At 69.3% G+C, this 24102-nt stretch carries 21 protein-coding genes; 9 read left to right on the top strand and 12 right to left on the bottom strand.

All coding sequences use genetic code 11. The features are described from left to right. Positions 1-72: 72 nt before the first annotated feature. Both OG241_RS43105 and OG241_RS43110 read left to right on the top strand, forming a co-directional pair. The gene (locus OG241_RS43105; protein WP_405823587.1) at positions 73-1794 is read left to right on the top strand and encodes a PHP domain-containing protein; all 1722 of its coding nucleotides are present in this window, start codon (positions 73-75) and stop codon (positions 1792-1794) included. Then, positions 1791-2306: a hypothetical protein gene (locus tag OG241_RS43110; RefSeq protein WP_405823589.1), complete on the top strand. Its 516-nt coding sequence runs from the start codon at positions 1791-1793 to the stop codon at positions 2304-2306. Before OG241_RS43105 ends, OG241_RS43110 begins: the two co-directional genes overlap by 4 nt. A gap of 61 nt (positions 2307-2367) precedes the next feature. Here OG241_RS43110 and hutU read toward each other — a convergent pair whose 3' ends face one another. The 5 genes from hutU to hutH are packed head-to-tail and all read right to left on the bottom strand — an operon-like array spanning position 2368 to position 8570. Then, complete coding sequence (gene hutU, locus OG241_RS43115; protein WP_405823591.1) at positions 2368-4032, bottom strand: urocanate hydratase; 1665 nt, start codon at positions 4030-4032, stop codon at positions 2368-2370. A 15-nt stretch (positions 4033-4047) separates the two neighbouring features. After that, positions 4048-4815 carry an enoyl-CoA hydratase-related protein gene (locus OG241_RS43120; RefSeq protein ID WP_405823593.1) on the bottom strand — a complete coding sequence of 256 codons (768 nt, stop codon included), beginning with the start codon at positions 4813-4815 and terminating at the stop codon, positions 4048-4050. Then, complete coding sequence (locus OG241_RS43125; RefSeq protein WP_405823595.1) at positions 4808-5704, bottom strand: 3-hydroxyacyl-CoA dehydrogenase family protein; 897 nt, start codon at positions 5702-5704, stop codon at positions 4808-4810. Before OG241_RS43125 ends, OG241_RS43120 begins: the two co-directional genes overlap by 8 nt. A gap of 30 nt (positions 5705-5734) precedes the next feature. Beyond that, complete coding sequence (locus OG241_RS43130; RefSeq protein WP_405823596.1) at positions 5735-6928, bottom strand: CaiB/BaiF CoA transferase family protein; 1194 nt, start codon at positions 6926-6928, stop codon at positions 5735-5737. Between the two features lie 55 nt (positions 6929-6983). Then, a complete protein-coding gene (gene hutH / locus OG241_RS43135) occupies positions 6984-8570 on the bottom strand; it encodes a histidine ammonia-lyase (protein WP_405823598.1) in 1587 nt (528 codons plus the stop codon). Positions 8571-8908: 338 nt separating this feature from the next. Between hutH and OG241_RS43140 the strand changes: the two genes are divergently transcribed. The 7 genes from OG241_RS43140 to OG241_RS43170 all read left to right on the top strand — a co-directional run bounded on the left by OG241_RS43140 (position 8909) and on the right by OG241_RS43170 (position 15046). Then, the gene (locus OG241_RS43140; protein ID WP_405823600.1) at positions 8909-9616 is read left to right on the top strand and encodes an IclR family transcriptional regulator; all 708 of its coding nucleotides are present in this window, start codon (positions 8909-8911) and stop codon (positions 9614-9616) included. Beyond that, complete coding sequence (locus OG241_RS43145) at positions 9613-10743, top strand: ABC transporter ATP-binding protein (protein ID WP_405823602.1); 1131 nt, start codon at positions 9613-9615, stop codon at positions 10741-10743. The genes OG241_RS43140 and OG241_RS43145 overlap by 4 nt, the downstream gene beginning before the upstream one ends. Continuing rightward, complete coding sequence (locus tag OG241_RS43150) at positions 10740-11393, top strand: ABC transporter permease (RefSeq protein ID WP_405823604.1); 654 nt, start codon at positions 10740-10742, stop codon at positions 11391-11393. The genes OG241_RS43145 and OG241_RS43150 overlap by 4 nt, the downstream gene beginning before the upstream one ends. Continuing rightward, positions 11390-12118 (top strand): ABC transporter permease, encoded by a 729-nt coding sequence (locus OG241_RS43155; protein WP_405823605.1) that lies wholly within the window; start codon positions 11390-11392, stop codon positions 12116-12118. The genes OG241_RS43150 and OG241_RS43155 overlap by 4 nt, the downstream gene beginning before the upstream one ends. 10 nt (positions 12119-12128) lie before the next feature. Then, entirely contained in the window at positions 12129-13097 is a 969-nt protein-coding gene (locus tag OG241_RS43160) for a glycine betaine ABC transporter substrate-binding protein (protein ID WP_405823607.1), read from the top strand. A 607-nt stretch (positions 13098-13704) separates the two neighbouring features. Continuing rightward, on the top strand, positions 13705-14640 hold the full coding sequence (locus tag OG241_RS43165) for a matrixin family metalloprotease (protein WP_405826747.1): 936 nt from the start codon (positions 13705-13707) through the stop codon (positions 14638-14640). 10 nt (positions 14641-14650) lie between these two features. Next, on the top strand, positions 14651-15046 hold the full coding sequence (locus tag OG241_RS43170) for a DUF6281 family protein (protein ID WP_405823609.1): 396 nt from the start codon (positions 14651-14653) through the stop codon (positions 15044-15046). A 257-nt stretch (positions 15047-15303) separates the two neighbouring features. Here OG241_RS43170 and OG241_RS43175 read toward each other — a convergent pair whose 3' ends face one another. The 7 genes from OG241_RS43175 to OG241_RS43205 all read right to left on the bottom strand — a co-directional run bounded on the left by OG241_RS43175 (position 15304) and on the right by OG241_RS43205 (position 24066). Beyond that, positions 15304-16104: an ABC transporter permease gene (locus OG241_RS43175; RefSeq protein WP_405823611.1), complete on the bottom strand. Its 801-nt coding sequence runs from the start codon at positions 16102-16104 to the stop codon at positions 15304-15306. Positions 16105-16107: 3 nt separating this feature from the next. Next, entirely contained in the window at positions 16108-16911 is an 804-nt protein-coding gene (locus OG241_RS43180) for an ABC transporter permease (protein WP_405823613.1), read from the bottom strand. Position 16912: 1 nt separating this feature from the next. Continuing rightward, positions 16913-17926, bottom strand: a complete 1014-nt coding sequence (locus tag OG241_RS43185; protein ID WP_405823615.1) for an ATP-binding cassette domain-containing protein — start codon at positions 17924-17926, stop codon at positions 16913-16915. Positions 17927-18011: 85 nt separating this feature from the next. Next, positions 18012-20912: a glycoside hydrolase family 2 TIM barrel-domain containing protein gene (locus tag OG241_RS43190; protein WP_405823617.1), complete on the bottom strand. Its 2901-nt coding sequence runs from the start codon at positions 20910-20912 to the stop codon at positions 18012-18014. A gap of 39 nt (positions 20913-20951) precedes the next feature. Further along, positions 20952-21818 carry a carbohydrate ABC transporter permease gene (locus OG241_RS43195; protein WP_405823619.1) on the bottom strand — a complete coding sequence of 289 codons (867 nt, stop codon included), beginning with the start codon at positions 21816-21818 and terminating at the stop codon, positions 20952-20954. After that, the gene (locus OG241_RS43200; protein ID WP_405823621.1) at positions 21815-22783 is read right to left on the bottom strand and encodes a carbohydrate ABC transporter permease; all 969 of its coding nucleotides are present in this window, start codon (positions 22781-22783) and stop codon (positions 21815-21817) included. The genes OG241_RS43195 and OG241_RS43200 overlap by 4 nt, the downstream gene beginning before the upstream one ends. Before the next feature lie 20 nt (positions 22784-22803). Continuing rightward, positions 22804-24066, bottom strand: a complete 1263-nt coding sequence (locus OG241_RS43205; RefSeq protein ID WP_405823623.1) for an ABC transporter substrate-binding protein — start codon at positions 24064-24066, stop codon at positions 22804-22806. Positions 24067-24102: the final 36 nt, after the last annotated feature.

A 24102-nucleotide genomic window follows, 5' to 3' on the forward strand; every position in this document is an offset into this window, starting at 1 on the left:
GTTCATGTTTGACACCGATTCTCCTCAGGCGGCGCACTACCACGGGCGCCGCGCGACGGAGGAGACGCAGCCATGGGCCACGGGCACTCGCACGGACACGGGGATCACCACCATCACCACGGAGACGGTCACGAGGGCGGTACGGGTACGGAGTTGCCCGCGGCCTTCGACACCTCGGTGCCCGACGAGGCCCTGAGCCCCGAACAGAGGTCGCGCCGCTCGCTCCTGCGCAGGGCGGGTCTGCTCGGCGCGGGCCTCGCCGCCACCAGCGTCGTCACCCCGGCCGCCGCGGCCCCCGCGTACGCCGCCACCACCAACAGCCGCCGCACCAAGGGCAAGGGCTTCCTGTGGCTGGCGGGGGACCACCACATCCACACGCAGTACAGCAACGACGGCAAGTACCGCGTCGTCGACCAGGTCCGCCAGGGTGCCCGGCACGGCATGGACTGGCTGGTCATCACCGACCACGGCAACGTGACCCACTCGAAGATCGGCGTCGAGAAGGTCAACCCGGACATCAGGGCGGCCCGCGCCGCCTACGAGGACACCCTCGTCTTCCAGGGCCTGGAGTGGAACATCCCGGCCGCCGAGCACGGCACGGTCTTCGTGCACCCCGGCAACAACGAGGTCTCCGTCCTCAAGCAGTTCGAGACCGACTACGACGGCGGTGTGAAGGGCGCCACCGACTCGACGCCGGCCAATGAGGCGCTCGCTGTCGCCGGCCTCAACTTCCTCGCGGAGCAGGTGAAGCGGCGCAAGGTCAGGGACGTCCTGATGCTCGCCAACCACCCGGCGCGCAAGGGCATCGACTCCCCGCACGAGATCCGCGCCTGGCGGGACGCGACCCCGGCGCACCGGATCGCCGTCGGCTTCGAGGGCGCGCCCGGCCACCAGGCGGCCGGTATCGCCGCGCCGACCGGTATGGGCCGGGCCCGTGGCATCTACGACAACAGCCCCAGCGCCAACTCCTTCGCCGGTTACCCGTTGGAGAGTTACCGCACCTGGGGCGGGTTCGACTGGATGACGTCCACCGTCGGCGGCCTGTGGGACAGCCTGCTCGCCGAGGGCAGGCCCTGGTGGATCACCGCCAACTCCGACTCGCACCAGGTGTACACGGACACCGCCAAGCGCGGCGGTCCGGACAGCGACTACGACCTCAACGGCCGTCACACCGACCCCGTCTACTCCGGCGGGATCGACCTCACCCAGGGCGACTACTGGCCCGGCCAGTACAGCCGTACCCACGTCGGCGCCGACGGCTTCTCGTACGCCGCCGTCATGGACGGCATCCGGGCCGGCCGGATCTGGGTGGACCACGGCCAGCTGCTCAGTGGCCTCGACGTGCGTGTCGCGGGCGGCGGCAGGTGGAGCACGCTCGGCGGTGCCCTCCACGTGAAGAAGGGCACGAGGGTCACCCTCACGGTGGACGTGGCGGCGGCCGGCGGCCCCAACTGGGCGGGATTCGTACCGACGTTGGCCCGCGTGGACGTCATCCAGGGCGATGTCACGGGCCTGGTCGCTGACCGGGACACGTTCACGGCGCCGACGGCCAGGGTCGTCAAGTCGTACGAGGTGAACAAGTCGACCGGCACGGTCCGGCTCACCTACGACCTCGGGCGCGTCGACCGTCCGGTGTACGTCCGGCTGCGCGGCAGCGACGGCAACCGGTCCGCCGTCGGCGCGATGGGCGCGGCGGTCGACCTGGCGGGCCCGGCCATCGACGTCGTCGGTGACGCGGACCCGTGGCGCGACCTGTGGTTCTACTCCAACCCGGTGTGGGTGCTCCCTTCGTGACACCGCCGTACGCCCTCTGGGCCGACACCTCGGTGTCGGCCCTCCGCGCGGCCGACCACCTGCTCCTCGCCCTCGCGGCCGAACTCGACCTGCCCGAGAGTGCGTTCGCCTGCACACACCTCGTACGCGGCGAACGCCCCCGTGTCGCCCTGTCGTTCACCCTGCCCTCGGAGCCGCTCCTGCGCACCGCCGAGGAGCGGCTCCGAACTCAGGGGTACGAGGTGACGCCCGGGGTTCCGGACCAAGCGGGCCGCGCGGTGCTCTACCCGGGCGCCGACTCCCTCACCGGCACGGTCACGGTGGGGGAGTTGCTGGCCCGGAGCGCCATCGACCGGGTGACGGTACTGGGCACCCAGGGTCAACCACCGTCGGACCAGCGGATGGTGACGCGTGATCATGTGCGCCCGCACTGGCATGGCGGCGAACTCGTCCTCGCCGCCATGCCCGCCGTCGGCGGCACCCTGGTGCCGTTCGAGGTGCCGGACCCGACACCGTGCTGCGCGGACCACTGACGGGATCACCGCACGGGCGTCACCCGTTGACCCCCGTGTACCAGTCGGTGCGGGGCGTCCGTCACGCGTCGTCACCCTCGCGCATCGGTACCCGTACGCCGCGCTCGTCGGCGACGGTCTCGGCGATGTCGTAGCCGGCGTCGACGTGCCGGATGACGCCCATCCCGGGGTCGTTGGTGAGCACCCGGCGGATCTTCTCGCCCGCCAGCTTGGTGCCGTCGGCGACGGAGACCTGGCCGGCGTGGATGGAGCGGCCCATGCCGACGCCGCCTCCGTGGTGGATGGAGACCCAGGACGCCCCGGACGCGACGTTGACCATGGCGTTGAGCAGGGGCCAGTCGGCGATGGCGTCGGAGCCGTCGAGCATGGCCTCGGTCTCGCGGTAGGGGGAGGCGACGGAGCCGGAGTCGAGGTGGTCGCGGCCGATCACCAGCGGCGCGGCCAGTTCACCGGACGCCACCATGTCGTTGAAGCGCTCGCCGGCCTTGTCGCGCTCGCCGTAGCCGAGCCAGCAGATCCGGGCCGGCAGGCCCTGGAAGTGGACGCGTTCGCCGGCCATCTTGATCCACCGGTGCAGCGACTCGTTCTCGGGGAACAGCGCAAGGATCGCCTTGTCGGTCTTGGCGATGTCGGACGCCTCACCCGACAGGGCGGCCCAGCGGAAGGGGCCCTTGCCCTCGCAGAACAGGGGGCGGATGTAGGCGGGGACGAAGCCGGGGAAGGCGAACGCCCGCTCGTACCCGGCGAGCTGGGCCTCGCCGCGGATGGAGTTGCCGTAGTCGAAGACCTCCGCGCCGGCGTCCATGAAGCCGACCATCGCCTCCACATGCCGGGCCATGGACTCGCGGGCCCGGGTGGTGAAGCCGGCCGGGTCCTTCGCCGCGTAGGAGGCGAGGTCGTCGAAGTCGACGCCGACGGGCAGGTAGGACAGCGGGTCGTGGGCCGAGGTCTGGTCGGTGACGATGTCGATGGGGGCGCTCTCGGCGAGCATCCGCGGCAGCAGCTCGGCCGCGTTGCCCAGCAGACCGATGGACAGAGGCCGGCGCGCATCCCGCGCCTCGACGGCGAGCTGGAGGGCGTGCTGGAGGGAGTCGGCGCGGACGTCGAGGTAGCGGTGCTCGATACGGCGTTCGATGGCCCGCGGGTCGACGTCGATACAGATCGCGACGCCGTCGTTCATCGTCACCGCGAGCGGCTGGGCGCCGCCCATCCCGCCGAGCCCGGCGGTCAGGGTGATGGTGCCGGCGAGGGTGCCGCCGAACTTCTTCGCGGCGACGGCGGCGAACGTCTCGTAGGTGCCCTGGAGGATGCCCTGGGTACCGATGTAGATCCACGACCCGGCCGTCATCTGCCCGTACATCGTCAGACCGAGCTGCTCCAGACGCCGGAACTCCTCCCAGTTCGCCCAGTCGCCCACCAGGTTGGAGTTGGCGATCAGGACACGGGGGGCCCACTCGTGGGTCTGCATGACACCGACCGGGCGGCCCGACTGGACGAGCATCGTCTCGTCCTGCTTCAGCGTGCGCAGGGTACGGACCATGGCGTCGAAGGAACGCCAGTCACGGGCGGCCTTGCCGGTGCCGCCGTAGACGACGAGCTTGTCGGGGTGCTCGGCGACCTCCGGGTCCAGGTTGTTCTGCAGCATCCGCAGAGCGGCCTCCTGCTGCCATCCCAGGGCACTCAGTTCCGTACCGCGCGGCGCTCGTACGGGGCGCGCTCCCGGCATTCCAGTCATCGTTCGTTACCTCCGGCGTTTGTCGAGGAAGGCCTGCAGGCCCTCCATGTGGTCGTTGGTGGACGCGTTCAGGGCGGCCAGGCGGCGTTCGGTGCGGATTCCGGTGGACAGGGGGGACTCGAAGGCCGTCAGGACCGCTTCCTTGGCGATGCGGACGGCGACGGCGGGGTGGTCCGCGATGGCGCGGGCCGTGTCGTCGGCGACGCGGTCGAGTTCGCCGGCGGGCACGACACGGCTGACCAGCCCGGCGGCGAGGGCCTCGGGGGCGGTGAGGGTGCGGCCGGTGAGGATCATGTCCATCGCGAGTGCCTTGCCGACGGCGCGGACGAGCCGCTGGGTTCCGCCCGCCCCGGGGATCGCGCCGATCCGCACTTCGGGCTGGCCGAAGCGGGCGGTCTCGGAGGCGATCACGAGGTCGCAGATCATGGCGAGTTCGCAGCCACCGCCCAGGACGTGGCCGCTCACCGCCGCGATCAGTGGGATGCGGGTCTCGTACAGCGCCTCCCACAGGTCGCTGAAGTCGTCGAGGTACGTTCCGACCGGCCCGGACCGGGAGAGTTCTGCGAGTTCCGCGATGTCGGCGCCCGCCGCGAACACCTTCTCGGTTCCGCTGATCACGACGCAGTGGACCTCCGGGTCCGCGTCCCAGGCGCGTACGGCGTCGAGCAGGGCGGTCATCATCGAGCGGTTGAGCGCGTTGGCCGCGTGCGGGCGGTCGAGGCGGGCGTGGCCCACCGGGCCTTCGACCTTCGTGTGGACGACTCCGTCAGTCATCGTCGCCGCCGCCTTCCGCGGTCAGCCTGCTGACGACGGCGTCCCGGTGGGCCTTGACCTGTGCGGTCCGCTCCGGCGTCCACGGGTAGAAACCACGGCCCGACTTGGCACCCAGCGCGCCATCGGCCACCAGTTTGCTGACGCTCGCCGGCACTTCGGCGGAGTTGCTCAGTTCGGGCATCAGGATGCCGGACACCTGCTGGACGACATCGAGGCCGGCCAGATCCATCAGCTCCAGCGGTCCGCAGGCCGCCCAGCGGGGGGCGAGTGTGGTGCGGACGGCGAGGTCGGCGTCCTCGACGGAGGTGACGCCGGACTCGACGAGGTGCAGGACCTCGCGCAGGACGGCGTACTGGATGCGGTTGACGACAAAGCCGGGCACGTCCGCCCGTACGACGACGGGGAGCTTGCCGAGCCGTCTGGTCAGGGACTCGGCGCGGGTCATGTCCGCGGCGTCGGTGGCGGCGCCGGCGACGAGTTCGACCAGCGGCATGACGGGCGCGGGGTTGAACCAGTGCATGCCCAGGAACCGGCCGGGGTGCTCAAGTGCCGTGCCGAGCAGGGTGATCGGCACGCTGGAGGTGTTGGTGGTGAGGAGGCACTCCGGCGCCACGGCGGCTTCGGCCGTGGCGAGGATGTCCTGTTTGAGAGCGACGATCTCGGCGACGTTCTCGCTCACCACGTCCGCGCCCTCCAGCGCCTCGGCGAGCGAACGGGTGCAGCGCACGTCGTCGGGGACGGTGGCCCGGGCGGCGGCCAGGGTGCTCTCGCTGCGGGACCACAGCGTGACGCGGCAGCCCGCGCGGGCGAAGACCTGGGCGATACCGGCGCCCATGGTCCCGGCGCCGATCACCGCCACCCTGGGCGGCTGTTCCGGATTCTCGGGCATTTTCTTCTTCCTTTTCTCTTCCTTCCGGGCTCAGATGACGCCGAGGGCGCGCAGGCCCGCTATCTGCTCGGGGCTCAGCCCGAGCTCGCCGGTCAGCACCTCGTCGGTGTGCTGGCCGAGGAGTGGTGCGGGGGACGGGGCCGGGGGGACCGTTTCGGAGAAGCGGACCGGCTGCCGCATGACGGCGACCTCCCCGGCCACGGGATGGTGCGCGGTGTCCAGCAGTCCCCGCTTGCGGATGTGTTCGCTGTCCAGTGCCTCGCGCAGGCTCCAGATCGGGCCCGCGGGGACGCCCGCCGCCTCCAGTCGGCCGACGGCCTCGTCCACCGTGCGGTCGCGGGTCCAGCCCTCGATCAGCGCCCGGAGTTCCGCGTGGTGCCGGGCACGCTGGGCGTCGGTGGCGAAGCGCGGGTCGTCGAGGAGTTCGGGCATGCCGGTCTCCGCGCACAGACGGGCGAAGAGCGCGTCGTTGGCGACCGCGAGGACGACCTGCCCGTCGCGGGCCGGGAAGCTGTCCATCGGGGCGGAGACAGGGTGGCGGTTGCCGATCCGGTCGGGTTCCGTGCCGTCGCCGGTCAGCTGGGCGAGCGCCACGACCAGCAGGGACAGTACGGAGTCGAGCATGGCGACGTCCACATGCCCGCCGACGCCGGTGACGTCCCGCTGCCGCAGCGCGGCCAGTGCGCCGTACGCCCCGTACATCCCGGCGACGACATCGCCGATGGACTCGCCGACGCGGGTCGGGCCGGAGTCGGGCCAGCCGGTGAGGCTCATGATGCCGCCCATGGCCTGGATGATGTGGTCGTAGGCGGGACGGTGGGCGAGCGGCCCGGTCTGGCCGAAGCCGGAGATGCTGACGTACACCAGCCGCGGGTTGACGGCGGCGAGAGTCTCCTGGTCGATGCCGAGCCGGGCGGTGACGCCGGGGCGGAAGTTCTCGACGAGGACGTCCGCGTCGCGCACCAGGCGGTGCAGCAGCTCGCGGCCCTGCTCCGACTTGAGGTTGAGGGTGATGCCGCGCTTGCCCCGGTTGAGCAGCATGAAGTACGAGCTCTCGCCCTTGACGTGCGGGGCGAAGTGCCGGGAGTCGTCGCCGGTGCCGGGCATCTCGACCTTGGTGACGTCGGCTCCGAGGTCACCGAGCAGCGCCGCGCAGAGCGGGCCGGCCAGGACCCTGGACAGATCCAGGACCCTGACGCCGGACAGGGGGCTGGTTGCCGCCATGGTCTGGCCTTCCTTCCGTTGTATCGCTTGTGGGGGGTTGCCGTGCCGTGCCGCGTCAGCGGGCCAGCGGGCCGACGGCGGCTTCGACGGCCGCCACGAGAGCGCCGTCGGCGACCAGCTCGGCGGCCGCGGCGAGGTCCGGGTACAGCTCGCGGTCCTCCGCCAGCCGGGGCACGCGCTCGCGGACCGCCCGGTAGGCGGCGCCTGTGCCCGTCCCGGGACGCAGGCCGCCGTGGTACTCCAGGCCCTGCGCCGCCGCCAGGACCTCTATGCCGAGCGCCTGTTGTGCGTACTCGACGGCCTGCCGCGCCTGCCATCCGGCGGGGACGCCCATGCTGACGTGGTCCTCCTGCATGGCGGAGGTCGGGATGCTGTGCACCGAGGCGGGCTGGGCGAGGGCGCGGGCCTCGGCGGCCAGTGAGGCCGTGACGTACTGCGGGATCATGAAGCCGGAGTCCTCGCCGCCGGGCGCCGCGAGGAAGGCGGGCAGCTCGCTGACGTGGGAGTTGGTCAGCCGGTCGGTGCGGCGCTCGGAGATGTTGAGCAGGTGGGTGACGGCGATGGTCAGGACGTCCAGCGCCATCGCGACCGGCGCGCCGTGGCCGTTGCCGCCGGTGTGGGCGGTGACCGTGTCGTCCTCGGGGCTCACGCTGAAGAACGGGTTGTCGGTGACCGAGTTGGCCTCGACGAAGACCGTCCGTTCCACGTAGTCCAGCGCGTCGCGCGCGCTGCCGTGGACCTGGGGCGCGCACCGCAGGCTCAGCGGGTCCTGGAGGCGGTGGTGGCGGTATCTCGCGACGATCTCGCTGCCGTCGAGCAACGTGCGCAGGTTCGTGGCCGTGGCCGTCTGGCCCGGGTGCGGACGGACCTGCTGCACCTGCGGGTCGAAGGCGCGGTCGTTGCCGCGCAACGCCTCCAGGCTCATCGCCGCCGCTATGTCGGCGGTCAAAGTCAGCGCCCGCGCGTCGTGGACGGCGAGCGCGGCCATGGCGGTCACCTCGTAGGTACCGCTGACCAGCGCGTGGCCCTCGCGGGGGCCCAGGTCCCGTACCGGCAGCCCCGCCCGGCGCATCGCCTCCGCCCCGGACAGGAGCGCGCCGCCGTGGTAGGCCTGCCCCAGCCCGGCGACGACGAGGCCGATGTGTGCGGTGCCGATCAGGTAGCCGACCGAGCCGCGCCCGGGCGACCAGGGGGTGACACCCCGGTTGAGCATCGCGACGAGGGTGTCGACGAGGCCGATGCTCACGCCGCTGCGGCCCTGCGCCATGGCCCGGACGATCAGCAGGATCATGGCGCGCATGACCTCGACGGGGTAGGGCGCGCCCACCCCGCAGGCGTGGCTCTTCAGTATCTTCAGCTGGGCTCGCGACACGTGTTCGGGGGTGACGGAGACGCTGTAGAGGTCTCCGACGCCGGTGGTGAGGCCGTAGACGGGCGGCGCGTCCGTGCCGAGGCCGGCGAGCAGGCGTACTCGCATCTCCTCGACCGCCCGGACGGCCTCCTCGGTGAGCGCCACCGGGGCTCCGTGCCGGGCCACCGCCACGATGTCGGCGATGGTGAGCGGGGCGTGGCCGACGACCACCGGCGCGAGGTCCACCGGCGCGGCGGGCGCGGGGACCATCGTCTCCCGGGAAACGCTCATATTCCGTGTTCCGTCCTCGTAGCGCGGGATGGTTCCTTGACAGCAAACCAGACCACTTGGCCCGCACCGGTTTCCGCTGAATGAATTCCGATTGCCACCAGACGGCAGAGAGTTCTGCAATTGCGGACGCTTTTCGAGTTGCTGGCTCTCCAAGTGCCCTCAATCGATCTTCGAGGGGTGATTCACGGACGGGATTAGATCCCTCTCCGCTCATTGAGCATTACGTAAAGTGACCATCTTTCCATCAGGTGGCAATAGGGATTCACCCACCAGAAACGCCCGCGCACTCGCCTGAAAAAAAGCCGCGTCTACCGTTGCGGCCAATTCAGGAGGTGGCTATGAGCGAGGCGTCGACACGGACCGCCGAGCGGGCGATGGCTCTACTGGCCGTGGTGTGCGAGCACGGGACCATCACCCTGGCGGAGTGCGCCCGGGAAACCGGGCTGGCGGCCAGCACCGCGCTGCGCCTCCTGCGAGCGCTGGAGAACGGCGGCTTCGTACGGCGCGAGACCGACGGTTCGTTCCGCCCGGGGACCCGGATCGTGCAGATCGGGGCCCAGGCGCTCAGCCACGAGTCACTGGTGTCGCTGTGCCACGAGGCCATGGAACGCATCGCCGCGGTGACCCGGGAGTCGGTGTACCTGAGCATCCCCTCGCACGACGACACCGCCCTGTACATCGCGATCACCGAGGGCACCCACTCGGTCCGGCACACCAGTTGGGTCGGCCGGACGGTCCCGCGGCGGGGCACCTCGGTCGGTGCGGTGTTCGCGGGGGACACGCCGCCCCGCGGTTATCTCGTCGTGGAACACGGCGTCGAAAGCGACGTCTCGGCTATCGCCGCACCGCTGCTCACCGGCTCCAGGGTGATCGCCGCCCTGAGCGTGGTGATCCCCGACTACCGGCTGCGCGGCGACAGCATCACCCGAATCGGGACCCGGCTCGCCGGTGAGGCCCACGATCTGTCGCGCTCGCTCGGCGGGAATCCGCCGCAGCTGGAATACGGCCTCCGGGTCAACCGCACCGCAACGGAGAGAAAGTCATGATCCGATTCGACAATGTCACCAAGGCATATCCGGACGGTACGGTCGCCGTCGACCGGCTGAGTCTTGAAGCGCCCACCGGAAAGATCACCGTCCTGGTGGGGCCTTCCGGGTGCGGCAAGACCACCTCGATGCGCATGATCAACCGGCTGATCGAGCCCACCGTCGGCACGATCAGCCTCGGCGGGGAGCCGGTGGCGGGGACGGACGTCACGCAGCTGCGGAGGAAGATCGGCTACGTCATCCAGCATGCCGGGCTCTTCCCCCACAAGAACGTGGCCGACAACGTGATGGCGCTCCCCAGGCTCCTCGGGCTCGGCCGCCGCGAGGCCCGCACCCGGGCCCTGGAACTCCTCGAACGGGTCGGTCTGGGGGCGCAGTTCGCCGAACGCTACCCCTGGCAGCTGTCCGGCGGGCAGCAGCAGCGCGTCGGCGTCGCCCGCGCACTGGCCGCAGATCCGCCGTATCTCCTGATGGACGAGCCGTTCAGCGCCGTCGACCCGGTGGTGCGGGGGCAGTTGCAGGAGGAGTTCCTGCGCCTGCAGCGTGAGATCGGCAAGACGATCGTGCTGGTCACCCATGACATCGACGAGGCACTGAAACTCGGCGACCAGGTCGCGGTGCTCCGCGAGGGCGGGCGGCTCGCCCAGATGGCGGCCCCGGCCGAACTGCTCGCCCGCCCGGCCGACGCCTTCGTCGCCGGTTTCGTCGGCCGCGACCGCGGCTACCGGGCACTGGGCTTCACCGGTACGGGAGGCACCGTACTGCCCGTACCGGAGCCCTCGGTGGCACTCGGAGCGACGCGGACACAGGCCGTGGCAGCGGCACTTGACGGCTGGATCCTGGTCACCGGGACCGACGGGAAACCGGTCGGCTGGGCCGCACTCGACCGGCTCGACGGCGACCGGGTGACCGAACGGGACCTCAACCTGAGCGCCACCACGGCCCGTGTCGACGGCACCTTCCGCGAGCTGCTGGACGCGGCGCTGTCCTCGCCCAGCGGGCGCGGCGTCGTCGTCGACGCCGAGGGGCGGCTGGCGGGCACCGTCTCGCCGACCTCGGTGGCCCGCGCGATCGAGGCGAGCACCTCGGGCGACGTACCGGCCGCGGCAGCCGGGAGCCAGGGGTGAGCGCGAGCGAGTGGCTCAGCCACAACCTGGGAGAGATCACCGACCTCGTCGGCTGGCACCTGTGGCTGTCCGTGCTGCCGCTGGTGATCGGACTGGCGGTCGCGCTTCCGCTCGGCTGGCTGGCCCACCGCAGCCGCGGACTCTACCCGCTGCTGGTGGCGCTGGCCGGGCTGGTCTACACCGTGCCGTCCCTCGCGCTGTTCATCCTGCTGCCGAAGGTGCTCGGCACCCGCATCCTCGACCCCGTCAACGTGGTGGTCGCGCTGAGCGTCTACACCGTGGCGCTCATGATGCGCGTGGTCGCCGACGGGCTCTCCGCGGTGCCGGCCGAGGCCGTTCAGTCCGCGCACGCGATGGGGTACCGCCCGCGCCAACGCCTGCTGCGGATCGAACTGCCCATCGCCGTACCGGTCATCACCGCCGGGCTGCGGGTCGCGGCGGTCTCCAACGTCAGCCTCGTCTCCATGGCGGCACTGCTCGGGGTACCGCAGCTCGGCACGCTGTTCACCCAGGGCTTCCAGCTCCACTTCTTCACCCCGATCGTCACAGGCGTCGTACTGAGCCTGGTCATCGCGCTGCTGCTGGACGGGCTGATCCTGCTCGCCGGGCACGCGCTCACCCCCTGGCAGCCCGGGAGGACCGCCCGATGAGCATCACCGGCTGGCTCACGGACCCCGCCAACTGGAGCGGTCCCGACGGCATCCCCACCCAGGTGCTGGCCCACCTCGAACTCTCCGCCGTCGCGCTCGCCATCGCCCTCGTACTGGGTGTGCCCGCCGGGCTGCTGATCGGGCACACCGGGCGCGGCAGTGTCCTGGTCGGCGGACTGGCGAACGCGCTGCGGGCACTGCCGACCCTGGGCGTGCTGATGATCGCGGTGCTGCTGATCACCCCACGCATCACCTCCGACCTGGCGTTCACCATCCCGAGCCTGCTCGTGCTCGTACTGCTCGCGGTGCCGCCCATCCTGACCAACACCTATGCGGGCGTCTTCGCCGTCGACGCCGCCGCCGTGGACGCCGCGCGCGGCATGGGTCTGCGCCGCCGGGACATCCTGCTGCGCGTCCAACTGCCCTGCGCGCTCCCGCTGATGCTGTCCGGGATACGCGCCGCCGCCCTGCAGATCATCGCGACCGCGACGGTGGCTGCGTACGTCTCGCTCGGCGGCCTCGGCCGCTACCTCATCGACGGTCTCGCGCAGAACGACTACGCGCAGATGGCGGGCGGCGCACTCCTCGTCGCCGCACTCGCCCTCGTCGTCGAACTCGTCCTGCTCGGTCTGGCCCGGCTCGCCGTCTCGCCCGGCCTCACCCGCAGGGTCTCCCCCCGCAGTCCCCGTTCCCTCCCGGCCACGCCCAAGGCCCCCGCACAGTGAAGAGAGCACGATGAAGACCAACCTCATTGCCGGTACGTCCGTAAGAAGCCGGAACACCAGAGCCGGGAAGCTCCTCGGCCTCGGCGCGCTCGCCGCGACCGGTGCCCTCGTCCTCACCGCGTGCGGTGGCGGCGGCGACCCGATGAGCACCACGGCCGACGCGGGCGCGTCGTCGTCCCCCGACACCATCACCGTGGGGTCCGCGAACTTCAGCGAGAGCGAACTGCTCGCCACCATCTACGCGGAGGCGCTGAAGGCGAAGGGCGTCAAGGTCAAGACGCGGCTGAACATCGGCAGCCGGGAGACGTACATTCCCGCGCTCCAGGACGGCTCGATCGACCTGCTCCCGGAGTACACCGGCGCGCTGCTCCAGTACTTCGACCCGAAGACGAAGGCCAGTACCCCCGACGAGGTCACGGCCGCGCTGAAGAAGGCGCTGCCGGCGGGCATCAGCTCGCTCAAGGCGTCCTCCGCCGAGGACAAGGACGTACTCGCCGTCACGCAGAAGACCGCGACCGCGAACAGCCTCAGCACCATCTCCGACCTCGCCCCGGTGGCCGGGTCGATGGCTCTCGGGGCGCCGCCGGAGTGGAAGACCCGGGTCAACGGGGTGGTCGGGCTGAAGGACGTCTACGGCCTGGACTTCAAGAAGTTCGTCTCGCTGGACGCCGGAGGCCCGCTGACCCTGGCCGCCATCACCGGCAACCAGGTACAGGTGGGTGACATGACCAGCACGGACCCGGCCATCGCCAAGAACAAGCTCGTCGTCCTCAAGGACGACAAGAACCTCTTCCTGGCCGAGAACATCCTGCCCGTCGGCAACACCAAGAAGCTCACACCGACCGTCAGCAGCACGCTCGACGCCGTGTCCGCCGCCCTGACCACCGAGGAACTGATGGTGCTCAACGGAAAGGTCGCCAAGCTCGACGACATGAGCGACGTCGCCAAGCAGTGGCTGAAGTCCGAGGGCCTGGCCTGATCCCACCGGCGACACCATGAGCCCGCCCCGGACCGCACTCGCGCTCCGGGGCGGGCTGCCCTGAGCCGTGTTCGGTGCGGCGGCGGGCGATGAGCGGGGTGATCCCGACCGCCTGGACCTGCTTGCGGTACTCCTGAAATTTGCGGCGTGAGCATGCTGGGCGGACTTCTGTGGGCGAGGAATCAAGGTCTTAAACGGAATCGGGTCGTGGCGCCGGAATACGGCAAGCGCGCCGTCTGTGGCAGGGCAACTGTTCATGTAGTAGCGGTCGGAGAGCAGTCGGTACCAACGCAAATCGGTACACAAGTGAGTCGAAGGCCAGGCGTAGACGCGTGAGCTTTTGTCCTGAACTGTAAAGAATTCATGATGACTTGACAGCTACTCTCCACGGGAATTGATCAAGTCCCGCACTGCGGGAGGACATCCACGGGGGTGGAGAGTGGCTGGGCGTAACTCCGGACTCATAGGTAGAGCAATCACGGCCCTTGTGCTCGCGGCTTCGCTGTCAGCGGCCGTCAGCAGCACAAACGTGGCCGTAGCAGGGCCGGACGTCTGTGAGCTTTCGGACGGGGACCTGACCATCAGCGACTTGCCCGCCGGCTCGTCTGTGATCTTGTGCGACGCGGTTGGGCGCGTGGTGACGTACGACGGCGCCGGTGTGACGGTGCCCGAACCCGGTTCTGCCGCGAGCATCGACATGCTGACCACGGACGGCCAGTCACGCGGGTTCACGCTGGAGGTCGCCACGGACGGCAAGGTGTCCTACAACCTTGACGACGCCGGCGCGGACACTTCCACTGCGGGCTCCGATCTCCCCGACGCACTGGCGGACAACGCTGACGCGGCAGCCGGCCTGCCGGTGGAGACGGACACGGTCACCGACGCCTCGGACGCAAACGCGGCGGGCGCCGAAGTGGCAGACGTGGACGCGCTCAGCTCCGCCTCGGCGTGCAGCGATGGTGCGTACTCGACGGCCGACCGCAAGGAGTACGGCACCTACAACTGGTACATCGGCGACGGCGGGATGCCTGGGGGGCTGTCTCGGACAGACGCCAAGTGGGCGTTCTACGACGCCATCGACAACATCACCGACAGCTACAACAACTGCGGGTTCGGCGACTACGTCGGCGCGAAATCGAACTTCCTGTCCGAGACCAGTCGTGAGGCGAGCGTTAGTAGCACCGGCAAGTGCACTGGCCAGGACGGTCTGAGTGTGTGGGACGCGGGAGACCTCAAGAGTGGTGTCGTCGCGACGACCTGCTCGTACACCTGGTCCATGCCTGGCGTGAAGAACGACTTGCGTGAAGCCGACATCCGCTTCAACACCCACGATTTCGACTTCACGAACAAGCCGACCAGCAGCTGCTCGAACAAATATGACATCCGCTCCGTCGGTACTCATGAGGCCGGACACGTCTTCGGACTGAGTCACGTCGGTTCGGGACACGAAAACCTCACGATGTACACGAACTCGTTCACGTGCAAGACGATCGCCAGGACGCTCGGCAAGGGAGACATCCTGGCGCTTCGCAGCATCTACTAGGAGGACGTTGATGAGCTGGGCGGGGCGATTCACGAGCTTGCCGCTGGTGGCGGCCATTTTGGTGTCGGCTGTGGCGTGCACGGCGGGCAGCAGCAGTGACGGTGACGAAGAATCGGCGTCCTGTGCCTACCGGGTCCAGTATGAGAACCGAACATACCGGGACGTCGCGAATGTGAAATTCGTGGCCGGAGAGAAACTCGGTGCCGCCACCATCCCGCCCTGCGACGACACCGGCGGGCAGGACGAAGCCGAAGTGGAGGCGACGGAGACCGCCTATGAGGTGGACGGCATTTCCCCGGAGGTGGCCATTGCAGTCGGGGACACGCCCGATGAAGCCAAGTTCGTTGCCTCCTACTCGGGCAACAAACTTCCGCCCGAGATTCAGAAATTGATCAACGGTTCATGATGCCGCGTGCGGGATGCCACTGCCCGGGTGGCGTTGGCGTCCCGCACCGGTCTGCGCTGTTCAGCGCTCTCAAGTATCCGGGTGAGCTCGGCCCGCTGCACGGCCACCGGGTTGCTCAGATTCCGGGATCGTAGGCACTCGAGGCGAAACAAAGAGACGCAGCGGGCGCCTCAAGTACTTCGCCGAGCACATCCCGGCGACGCTGAAGCGCTACCGAGGTAGCGCCCCACGTATGCCGGACACGGGCGCCCTGCCTGTCACCCGTTCACCCCCGTGTAGTGCCCCAAACTCCACCGCCACAGCAGCCGCGCCCCCAGGAACGCCACCAGGCCCAGCAACGGCGAGGCCGCCGCCAGCCAGTACGGGACGCCCGTGTCGTGGCCGTGGCCCGTCAGCACCGCCGCCGGGAAGTACGCGACGAACGCGAGCGGCAGTCCGAAGGTGAGGAACCCGCTCACCGCCCTCGGCAGGACGTTCAGGGGATAGCTGCCGAACGTGCCGAGCAGCTCCTCCAGCCAGCGGCCCCAGTAGTCGGCGGCCGGGAAGCGCAGCGAGGCGCAGGCCACCGCCGTGAACAGGGCCGCCTCCAGGAGCATCCCGCCGAGGACGCAGACCACGAGGTACGTGATGCGGCCCGCAGTCCAGTCCAGGTCGCTGCGGGAGAGCGCGCCCGCCATCAGGCCCGCGGCCACCGTCAGGTCGCCGATGGCGTTGGTGGGGAAGACGGACAGCTGGACCTGGCGGAACACCGGCATCGGACGGACCAGATAGGTGTCGATCATCCCCTCCTGGATGATCCGGCCGATGCCGTGCATCCGCCCGAGGAACAGCACGAAGATGCCGTGCGCCAGCATCCTGGTCGCCGGGATCAGCAGCACCTCCGAGCTGTCCCAGCCGCCCATCCCGGCGAACCGGGTCAGCAGCACCGTCGCGAACACGATCACCGACACCTGCCAGACGGCGCCGATGGCGATCATCATCAGGAACTCGGAGCGGTACTCCAGCTGGGCACGGAAGTTGAGGCGCGTGATGCGCCACGCGATACGTACGCCGTTCACGGATCAGCCTCCCTGGGAGATGACTCGGAGGGCGGCCCGCCGCCACAGGAACCGGGTGAACAGGGCCAGTACGACGATCCAGGCGGCCTGGACGGAGAGCTGGAAGGCGGCGTCGGAGAGCGGGACGCGCCCCACGTACAGCGACAGCGGCACGCTCAGGGTGGCCTGGAAGGGCAGGAAGGAGCTGAGGGTGATGAACCAGTCCGGGAAGAACCACAGCGGTGCGTACACCCCGGACAGGAGGTTCTGCGCGAAGATCAGGATGAGCATCGCGGCGCCGTTGCGCAGCGTCCAGAAGCACAGCTGGTCGATGACGAGCATGACGTAGTACAGGACCAGCTGGCCGAGCAGCAGACTGAGCGCGAACACCCCGGCCACGGCGGCCGATTCGGGCGGCTGGACCACCCCGACGGCCAGACAGAGCGCGAACCCGGCCAGCGCCCACGCGAACCCGTACAACTGCTCGCCCAGCGCTCGCAGCGCGTAGTAGCGCTGGGGTGCCAGGGGGCGCAGGTACCAGTAGACGATCGTGCCGAAGTGCATGTGCTGGAGCACGGTGTCCCGGCCCGCGTACTGGTCCAACTCCCGCAGCCGGGAGGCGAGTACGGCCATCACGGCGTACGTCACCGCCTGGTCGCGGGTGAGGCCGGCCGTCGTACCGCTCTGCTGGTACAGGCCGTGCCACAGGGACGCGACCAGGACCACCTGGACGGTCAGCCTGACCAGGGCGGCGGTCATCCGGGGCGGGGCGTGCAGCTCACCGAGCGGGGTGACCCTGGCGGACCGCCAGGCATGCAGGACGGCCATGTCAGCCGCCCCCGTACGTTTCGGACACCTCGGCCTGGACGTAGGCGGCGCGCATCACGTCCTCCAGGTCGGCCTCGTCGAGGGCGATGTCCGTCACCTCGTACCGCTCGATGACCCGCTTGAGCGCCTGGTGGACCGTGGGAGAGGCCGGGCCGTCGGGGCCGAAGACCACCTGGGGACCCTCGTGGCGCAGCAGCGCGATGCCGGGAAGCGCCTCGACCTCCGCGTGCGGGTCCGCCAGCGTGGCCCGGACCTGCCAGGTCGAGCCGAACCTCTTCTTGATCTCGTCCAGCGTGCCGTCCAGCACGAGCCGGCCGTGGTTGACGAGGACGACCCGCTCGGCGAGCCGCTCGACCTCCGTCATGTCGTGGGTGGTCAGCAGCACGGTCCGGCCGCGCTCCTCGACCTGGTGGCGCAGGAACTCCCGCACCTGTTCCTTGACCACCACGTCCATCCCGATGGTCGGCTCGTCGAGGAACACGACCTGCGGGTCGTGCAACAGGGCCGCGGCCAGGTCGCAGCGCACCCGCTGGCCCAGCGACAGATGCCGTACCCGGGTGTCCCAGAACGTGGACAGTTCCAGCAGGTCGTCGAACTCCCGCAGCCGTACGGCGTGTTCGGCCTTGGGTATCTCGTAGATGTCCCGCAGGATCGAGAACGACTCGCGCACCGGCAGGTCCCACCAGAGCTGGGTGCGCTGGCCGAACACCGCCCCGATGTTGCGGGCGTTGCGTTCGCGCTCCAGGTAGGGCACCACCCCGGCGACGTGTGCCTCGCCGGACGTGGGGGTGAGGATGCCGGTGAGCATCTTGATGGTCGTCGACTTGCCGGCGCCGTTCGGCCCGAGCAGGGCCAGGAGTTCGCCCGGCGCCACACTGAAGGAGATGTCGGAGACGGCGTCCTTCGCGACCCGCTCCGGATTGACGAGGGACCTGAGCGCGCCCGCGAATCCGGGCCGGCGCACGGTGGTGTGGAAGGTGCGGGACAGACCGCTGACCTCGATGGAGCCACTCACGCGGAAAACCTCCGGGGGTGCCTGGAACACGCGAACACGGCCGTCCGGCGGTGCAGCCGGACGGCCGTGGTTACCGGTAACAGTGTCAGGCGTCCGGTGCCGAGAACACAAAGGAGAATTCAGCGGGCTGTACGCGCAGCAGGTACTGCGGGAGCGTGCCCGGCCCGCAGGACTGCGAGCCGATGCCCTGCTGTCCGTGGTCGAGGTTGACCCACACGGTGTCGCCGGGTGCCAGGTCGGTGAGGTGACCGGCCGCGTCGAGCTGTTCGCTGGTCCAGCGGCGGGCCGTGAACCAGAACTCCGGGTCGCCGTCGACCCGCAGACCGCCGAGCTCCGCCCAGCGGACGTCGGCACGGGCGCCGTTCTCTTGGGGGCGGACGTAGGGAGTCTGGAGGTCGTCGACGGTGGACTCCCAACGGCCCAGCATGGAGGCCGACTTGGTGTCGGGGTAGCCCTCGCCCGGGCCTCCGCCGAACCAGGTCACCCGGTCCGCGTCCGGCAGGCCCAGACGGATACCGAGCCTCGGCAGGGGCAGCGTCCAGTCGCCCTCCGGGACGACCGACACGGTCAGCTTCAGCCTGTCGCCGTCGGACGTCCAGCGGTACACCGTGTTCAGGCCCACCTCGGCCGCGGCGGGCGCCACCCGGGTCCGTACGGTCAGCGCGTCCTCGGCCAACTCGACGGCGTCCAGGCGGTGTTGCATCCGGTGCAGGCCCAGCTGGCGCCAGAGCATGCCGTAGCGCTCGTCCGGCTGCCAGGCCGCGCCGTCGTCGTTGTCGGTGGGCGCCCGCCAGACGTCCAGCCGCAGCCCCTGGACCTCGCGGCCGCCGATCGACCGCGGCGCACCCGTGCGGGCGTCGAAGGAGCCCGGGCCGAGGGTGATGACCCCGTCGGCCACAGCGGGCGCGGCCGAGGCGGCGACCGTCGGCAACGGGCGTGCGGACGCCGGGAGTTGACCCCAGGCCACCTGGTGTCCCTTCGCGCCCCAGGCCGACTCCTCGGCCAGCAGCGCCCGTACTGTCCACTGCGACTCCGCCCCGCCCCGCGTGTCGGCGGGCGGCTCGGGCAGCTTCAGGTCCGCCGACTCGCCGGGGGCCAGCGTCGCGGGCACCTCCAGGGTGCCGGTCTCGACCGCCGTGCCGTCGACGTCGTACGACCACTCGAAGGTGAGCGCGGACAGGTCGGCGAAGTCGTACGCGTTCGTCACGCGCACGGTCCCGGCCGTACCGTCGCCGTCGATCCGGACCGGCTCGATGACCTTCTTGAACTCGACCAGCCCCGGTGACGGCGTCCGGTCCGGGAAGATCAGCCCGTCGCAGACGAAGTTGCCGTCGTGCAGCTCCTCGCCGAAGTCACCGCCGTACGCGTAGCCGAACCGCTCGTCCTTGACGCCGTGGTCGATCCACTCCCAGATGAAGCCGCCCTGGGTGCGCTCGTGGGCCTCGAAGATCCGCTGGTAGTCGGCGATGCCGCCGGGGCCGTTGCCCATGGCGTGGCCGTACTCGCAGAGGATGAAGGGGAGTCCGCGGCGCTTGCTGGTGCCGCCGTCCAGGCCCAGCCCGATGCGCTCGGTCTCCGCGTGGTCGGCGTACATGCGGGAGTACATGTCCGTGTCGCGGCAGTCCCAGTCGCCCTCGTAGTGCACGAGCCGGGAGCTGTCGCGGCCGTGGATCCACTCGGCCATGGCGGTCAGCCCGCGCCCGGTGCCGGCCTCGTTGCCCAGCGACCAGATGACGACCGACGGGTGGTTCTTGTCGCGCTCGACCATCCGGGAGGCGCGGTCCAGGAGGGCCGGGGTCCAGCGGTCGTCGTCGACGGGGTTGTCGCGCCAGTTCTGCTCGTGGAAGCCGTGGGTCTCCAGGTCGCACTCGTCGATGACCCACAGGCCGTACTCGTCGCACAGGTCGAGGAAGGCCGGGTGGGGCGGGTAGTGCGAGGTGCGGACGGCGTTCACGTTGTGCCGCTTCATCAGCAGCACGTCGGCCCGCATGGTCTCCAGGTCGAGGGCGCGCCCCTTCTCGGGGTGCCACTCGTGCCGGTTGACGCCCTTGAAGAGGACGGCCTTTCCGTTGACCTTGATGAGTCCGTCGGCCAGTTCGACGGTACGGAAGCCGATGCGCAACGGCACCCGCTCACCGGCCGTGACCAGCACACCGTCGTACAGGCGGGGCGTCTCGGCGGTCCACGGCTCGACCGGGACCGTCACCGGCTCGCCGGTCCTGACATCGATGTCCAACTCGGGGACGGTGACCCGCCCTTCGACGTCGGACTCGACGCGGAGCGTGCCCTCACCGGCCGTGTGGTCGTACGAGGAGTGCACGAAGAAGTCGAGGACGCTGCCCGCCGGGCGGTGCAGCAGCGTCACGTCACGGAAGATGCCCGGCAGCCACCACTGGTCCTGGTCCTCCAGGTAGGAGCCCGCCGACCACTGGTGGACCCGGACGGCGAGGACGTTGCCGCCGGGCTTCAGCAGATGACCGACGGCGAACTCGTGCGCCAGCCGCGAGCCCTTGAACTCGCCGAGGTCCGTGCCGTTCAGCCACACCCGGGCGCACGACTCGACCCCGTCGAAACGGAGCACCGCCCCGCCGTCCGACAGGTCTGGCCAGTCGGACGGCAGGTCGAAGACGTGCAGGTGGTCGCCGGTCGGGTTCTCGGTCGGCACCCGCGGCGGGTCCACCGGGAAGGGGTAGCGGACGTTGGTGTAGATCGGCGAACCGAACTCTCCGTCGCCCTGGAGGACCCAGTGGCCGGGGACCGTCACCTCGGCCCAGTCCCCGGCGTCGTATCCCGGCTCGGCGAACGAGTCGTCCGCTCCGTCGGCGGTCGACGACAGCCGGAAACTCCAGTTGCCGTTCAGGGACAGCGATCCGGCGTCCGAGGACGCGTACCAGGCGCGGGGCGGAAGGGCCCCGCTGCCGGGTGAGACGTCCTCGACGTAGTCGGTCGTCGTCGATGTGGACTCTGCCGTGGTGCGGAGGGACATCGGTCTCCTGGGGTGAGGTGTAGGTGTCAGCCCTTGGTTTCAGCCCTTGATTCCGGTCTGCGCGATCCCCTGCACCAGCCAGCGCTGGAGGAAGAGGAACACGAACACCAAGGGAAGGATGGAGATGGCGGTGGCCATGAAGATCAGATGGAAGTTTACGGTCTGGTTGGTCATGAAGGAGGAGAGCGCGATCTGGACGGTCCAGGAGCTCGGGTCCTGGCCGATGACCAGAGGCCACAGGAAGGCGTTCCAGGCGCTGATGAACGTGATCGTGGCGATCGCCGCGATGAAGTTCAGCGAGTTGGGTACGACGACCCGCCAGTACGCGCCCCAGTAGCCGAGCCCGTCCACCCGCGCCGCCTCCTCCAGCTCCTTCGGGAACCCGAGGAAGTACTGCCGGAAAAGGAAGCAGGTGAAACCACTGAAGAGACCGGGAATTATCAGGCCGCGGTAGGTGTCCACCCAGCCGAGGGACGAGACCAGCACGAAGCTTGGGACGAAGGTGACGGCTGTCGGGATCATCAGGGTCGCCAGCACGGCGTAGAAGACCTTGTTGGCGTGCTTGTACGGGATACGGGCGAGGCCGTATCCGGCGAGGGAGCACACCAGAAGAGTACCGAGGGTGGTCAGGACGGCGACGACCAGAGAGTTCCACAGGGAGCGGCCGAACTCGACCGTCGGGTCGGCGAACAGCTCGGAGATGTTGCCCCACTGGAAGGACGGGAGCAGCTTCCAGTTCTCGCCCGTGATCTCCAGATCCGTGGAGAGGGAGTTGCGGAGGATCAGATAGAAGGGGATCAGGAAGAGCAGGGCGGCGACGCCGACGGCGAAGTACAACCCTGCGTTGCCGAGGACGCCCCGGCCCTTCCCACGCTGCTTGCGAACCTGAGGTGCGGTGGTGGTCACTTGGCCTCCTCCCCTCTGCCGAAGCCCATGAACTTGCCCTGCACCAGAGTGACGAGACAGATGAGCAGCGACAGGATGACCGCGCCCGCGCTGCCGGCGCCGTAGTCCTGACTGCTGCCGAGGGCTGCCTTGTAGAGCTCCATGAGCGGTGTCTGGGCCCAGGTCGCCTTGGTCCCGATGATGTTGAAGAACTCGTCGAACGCCTGGTAGGCGGCGATGAGCAGCAGGAGGACCACCGCTGTCGAGGTGGCGCGCAGCTGAGGCAGAGTGATGTGCCGGAAGGTCTGCCAACCCGGCTTGGCACCGTCGATGGCGGCGGCCTCGTACAGCTCCGCGGGGATGTTCTGCAGCGCCGCCAGGAACAGGATCATGTAGAACCCGGACTGGATCCACAGCCGCAGGCTCACGATGACCAGCCAGTACCAGGGCGGACTCGGGTTCGCCAGATAGGCGATGTTGTCCACACCGAACCAGCTCAGGACCGTGTTCATCAAGCCGAAGCGGACGCCGCTGAAGATGGACATCTTCCAGATCAGCGCGGCGGCGACGTAGGAGACCGCGGTCGGCAGGAAGAACACCGACCGGAAGAACGCCCGCATGAACCGCAGCCGGTGCACCAGCAGCGCCAGTCCGAGCGAGAGCGCCCAGGTGGTCGGCACGATGAACGCGGCGAACACGGAGAACGTCAGCAGCGAGTCGGGGAAGTCGCTGTTGGTGAGGATCTGCTTGTAGTTGTCGAAGCCGACGAAGTTGCTCGGCGTGACGGTGTACCGCGCGTCGAAGAAGCTGAGCCAGATGCTCCAGCCGATCGGCACGAAGACGAAGATCACCAGGCCGATGAGGAACGGTCCGGTGAAGAGCCAGAAGTTGAGGGTGGCGTTGCCCCGCAGGCCCCGCCGCGGCCGAGCCTGGGAGGCTTTGGCCGGGGCGGGCTGGGCGACCCCGCGTGTGGTGGTCGTCGACATGGCGTTGTCTTCCCGGCGGCCTATCCGAACAGCTTCTTGAGTTCGACGTCGACCTTCTTGTCGCACGTGTCGAGCGCCTTCTCCGGGTCGCCGTCCTTGCGAACGGAGGACGCGATCACCTCGGCGAACGCGGTCTGCATGGTCTGGTCGTACGAGATGTTGTCGAAGTGGCCGAAGTCGGTGAAGAGCTTCACGGCCTCAGCGGGCAGGCCCGACTTGAGCTTCGTGGCCGAGTTGGCGATCGACGTGCGCGGCGGGATGTGGAAGCCGTACGACAGCGCCCAGTCCTCCTGGTACTCCTTCTGGTCGATCCACAGCCACTTGACGTACTCCTTGGCCGCGTCGAGGTTCTTGCTCTTGGCGTTGACGAACATCGACCAGCCGCCGTTGTAGACCGACTGCTTGCCGCTGCTGCCGATCTTCGGGAAGGGGAAGATGCCGAGGTCGTCGCCGAGCGCCGCCTGCATGGCCGGCATGGACCACATGCCGCCCCACTGGATGGCACACAGACCCTGGTTGAGCGAGGACGGGTCCCAGAAGTTGGTGGGGGCGTCGAGGAGCAGGTTGCCGCTGGTGAAGAGCTTGCGGAGCTGCTTGAGGCCGTCGACGACACCGTCTGTGTGGTAGGCGATCTTGTTGTTCGCGTCGATGGTGTCGGCGCCGGCCGAGAAGATGATGACGTTCTGGATCGCCGTGAGGTCGTTGCCGAGGAAGACGCCCTTGACCTTGTCGGTGGTGAGCTTGGCGGCGGCCTCGACCAGCTCCTCGAGTGTGGTGGGAACCTCCACCTTGGCCTGCTCCAGCATCGACTTGCGGTAGTAGAAGAACTGCGGGTCGTCGATCATCCGGATCCCGTAGATCTTCCCGTCGACCGTGTGCGACTTGATGTCGTTCGGGTTGAAGTCGTCCTTGACCGGGTCGATGAGGTCGCTCAGGTCGGCCACCTGGCCGCTCTTGACCATCTGCAGCTGCGGGTGGAACTCGAAGACGTCGGGCGCCTGCTTGGTGAGCAGCGAGGAGAAGAGCTTGGACTCGAAGTTGTCGCCGGTGATCCAGCGCGTGGTCACGTCGGCGCCCTTGTAGGCCTTGGCGTACTTCTTGATGGCCTGCTCGGTGCCCGCCTCGCCGTACGCGTGGAAGTACTGGACGAGCGAGTCGCCCGAACCCCCGCCGCTGCGGCCGGTGTTCCCGCCGCACGCTGTCAGTCCGCCGGCGGCGGCCAGGCCCATGGCGGCCCGCAGAACGTTCCGGCGGTCCCAGTTGCTGTTGCTCAATGCCGACATGTGACGTCCTTGTCTCGAGTACGGCTGCGGCTCTGT

The sequence above is a fragment of the Streptomyces sp. NBC_01390 genome, from assembly GCF_045040105.1.
Classification (GTDB): Bacteria; Actinomycetota; Actinomycetes; order Streptomycetales; family Streptomycetaceae; genus Streptomyces.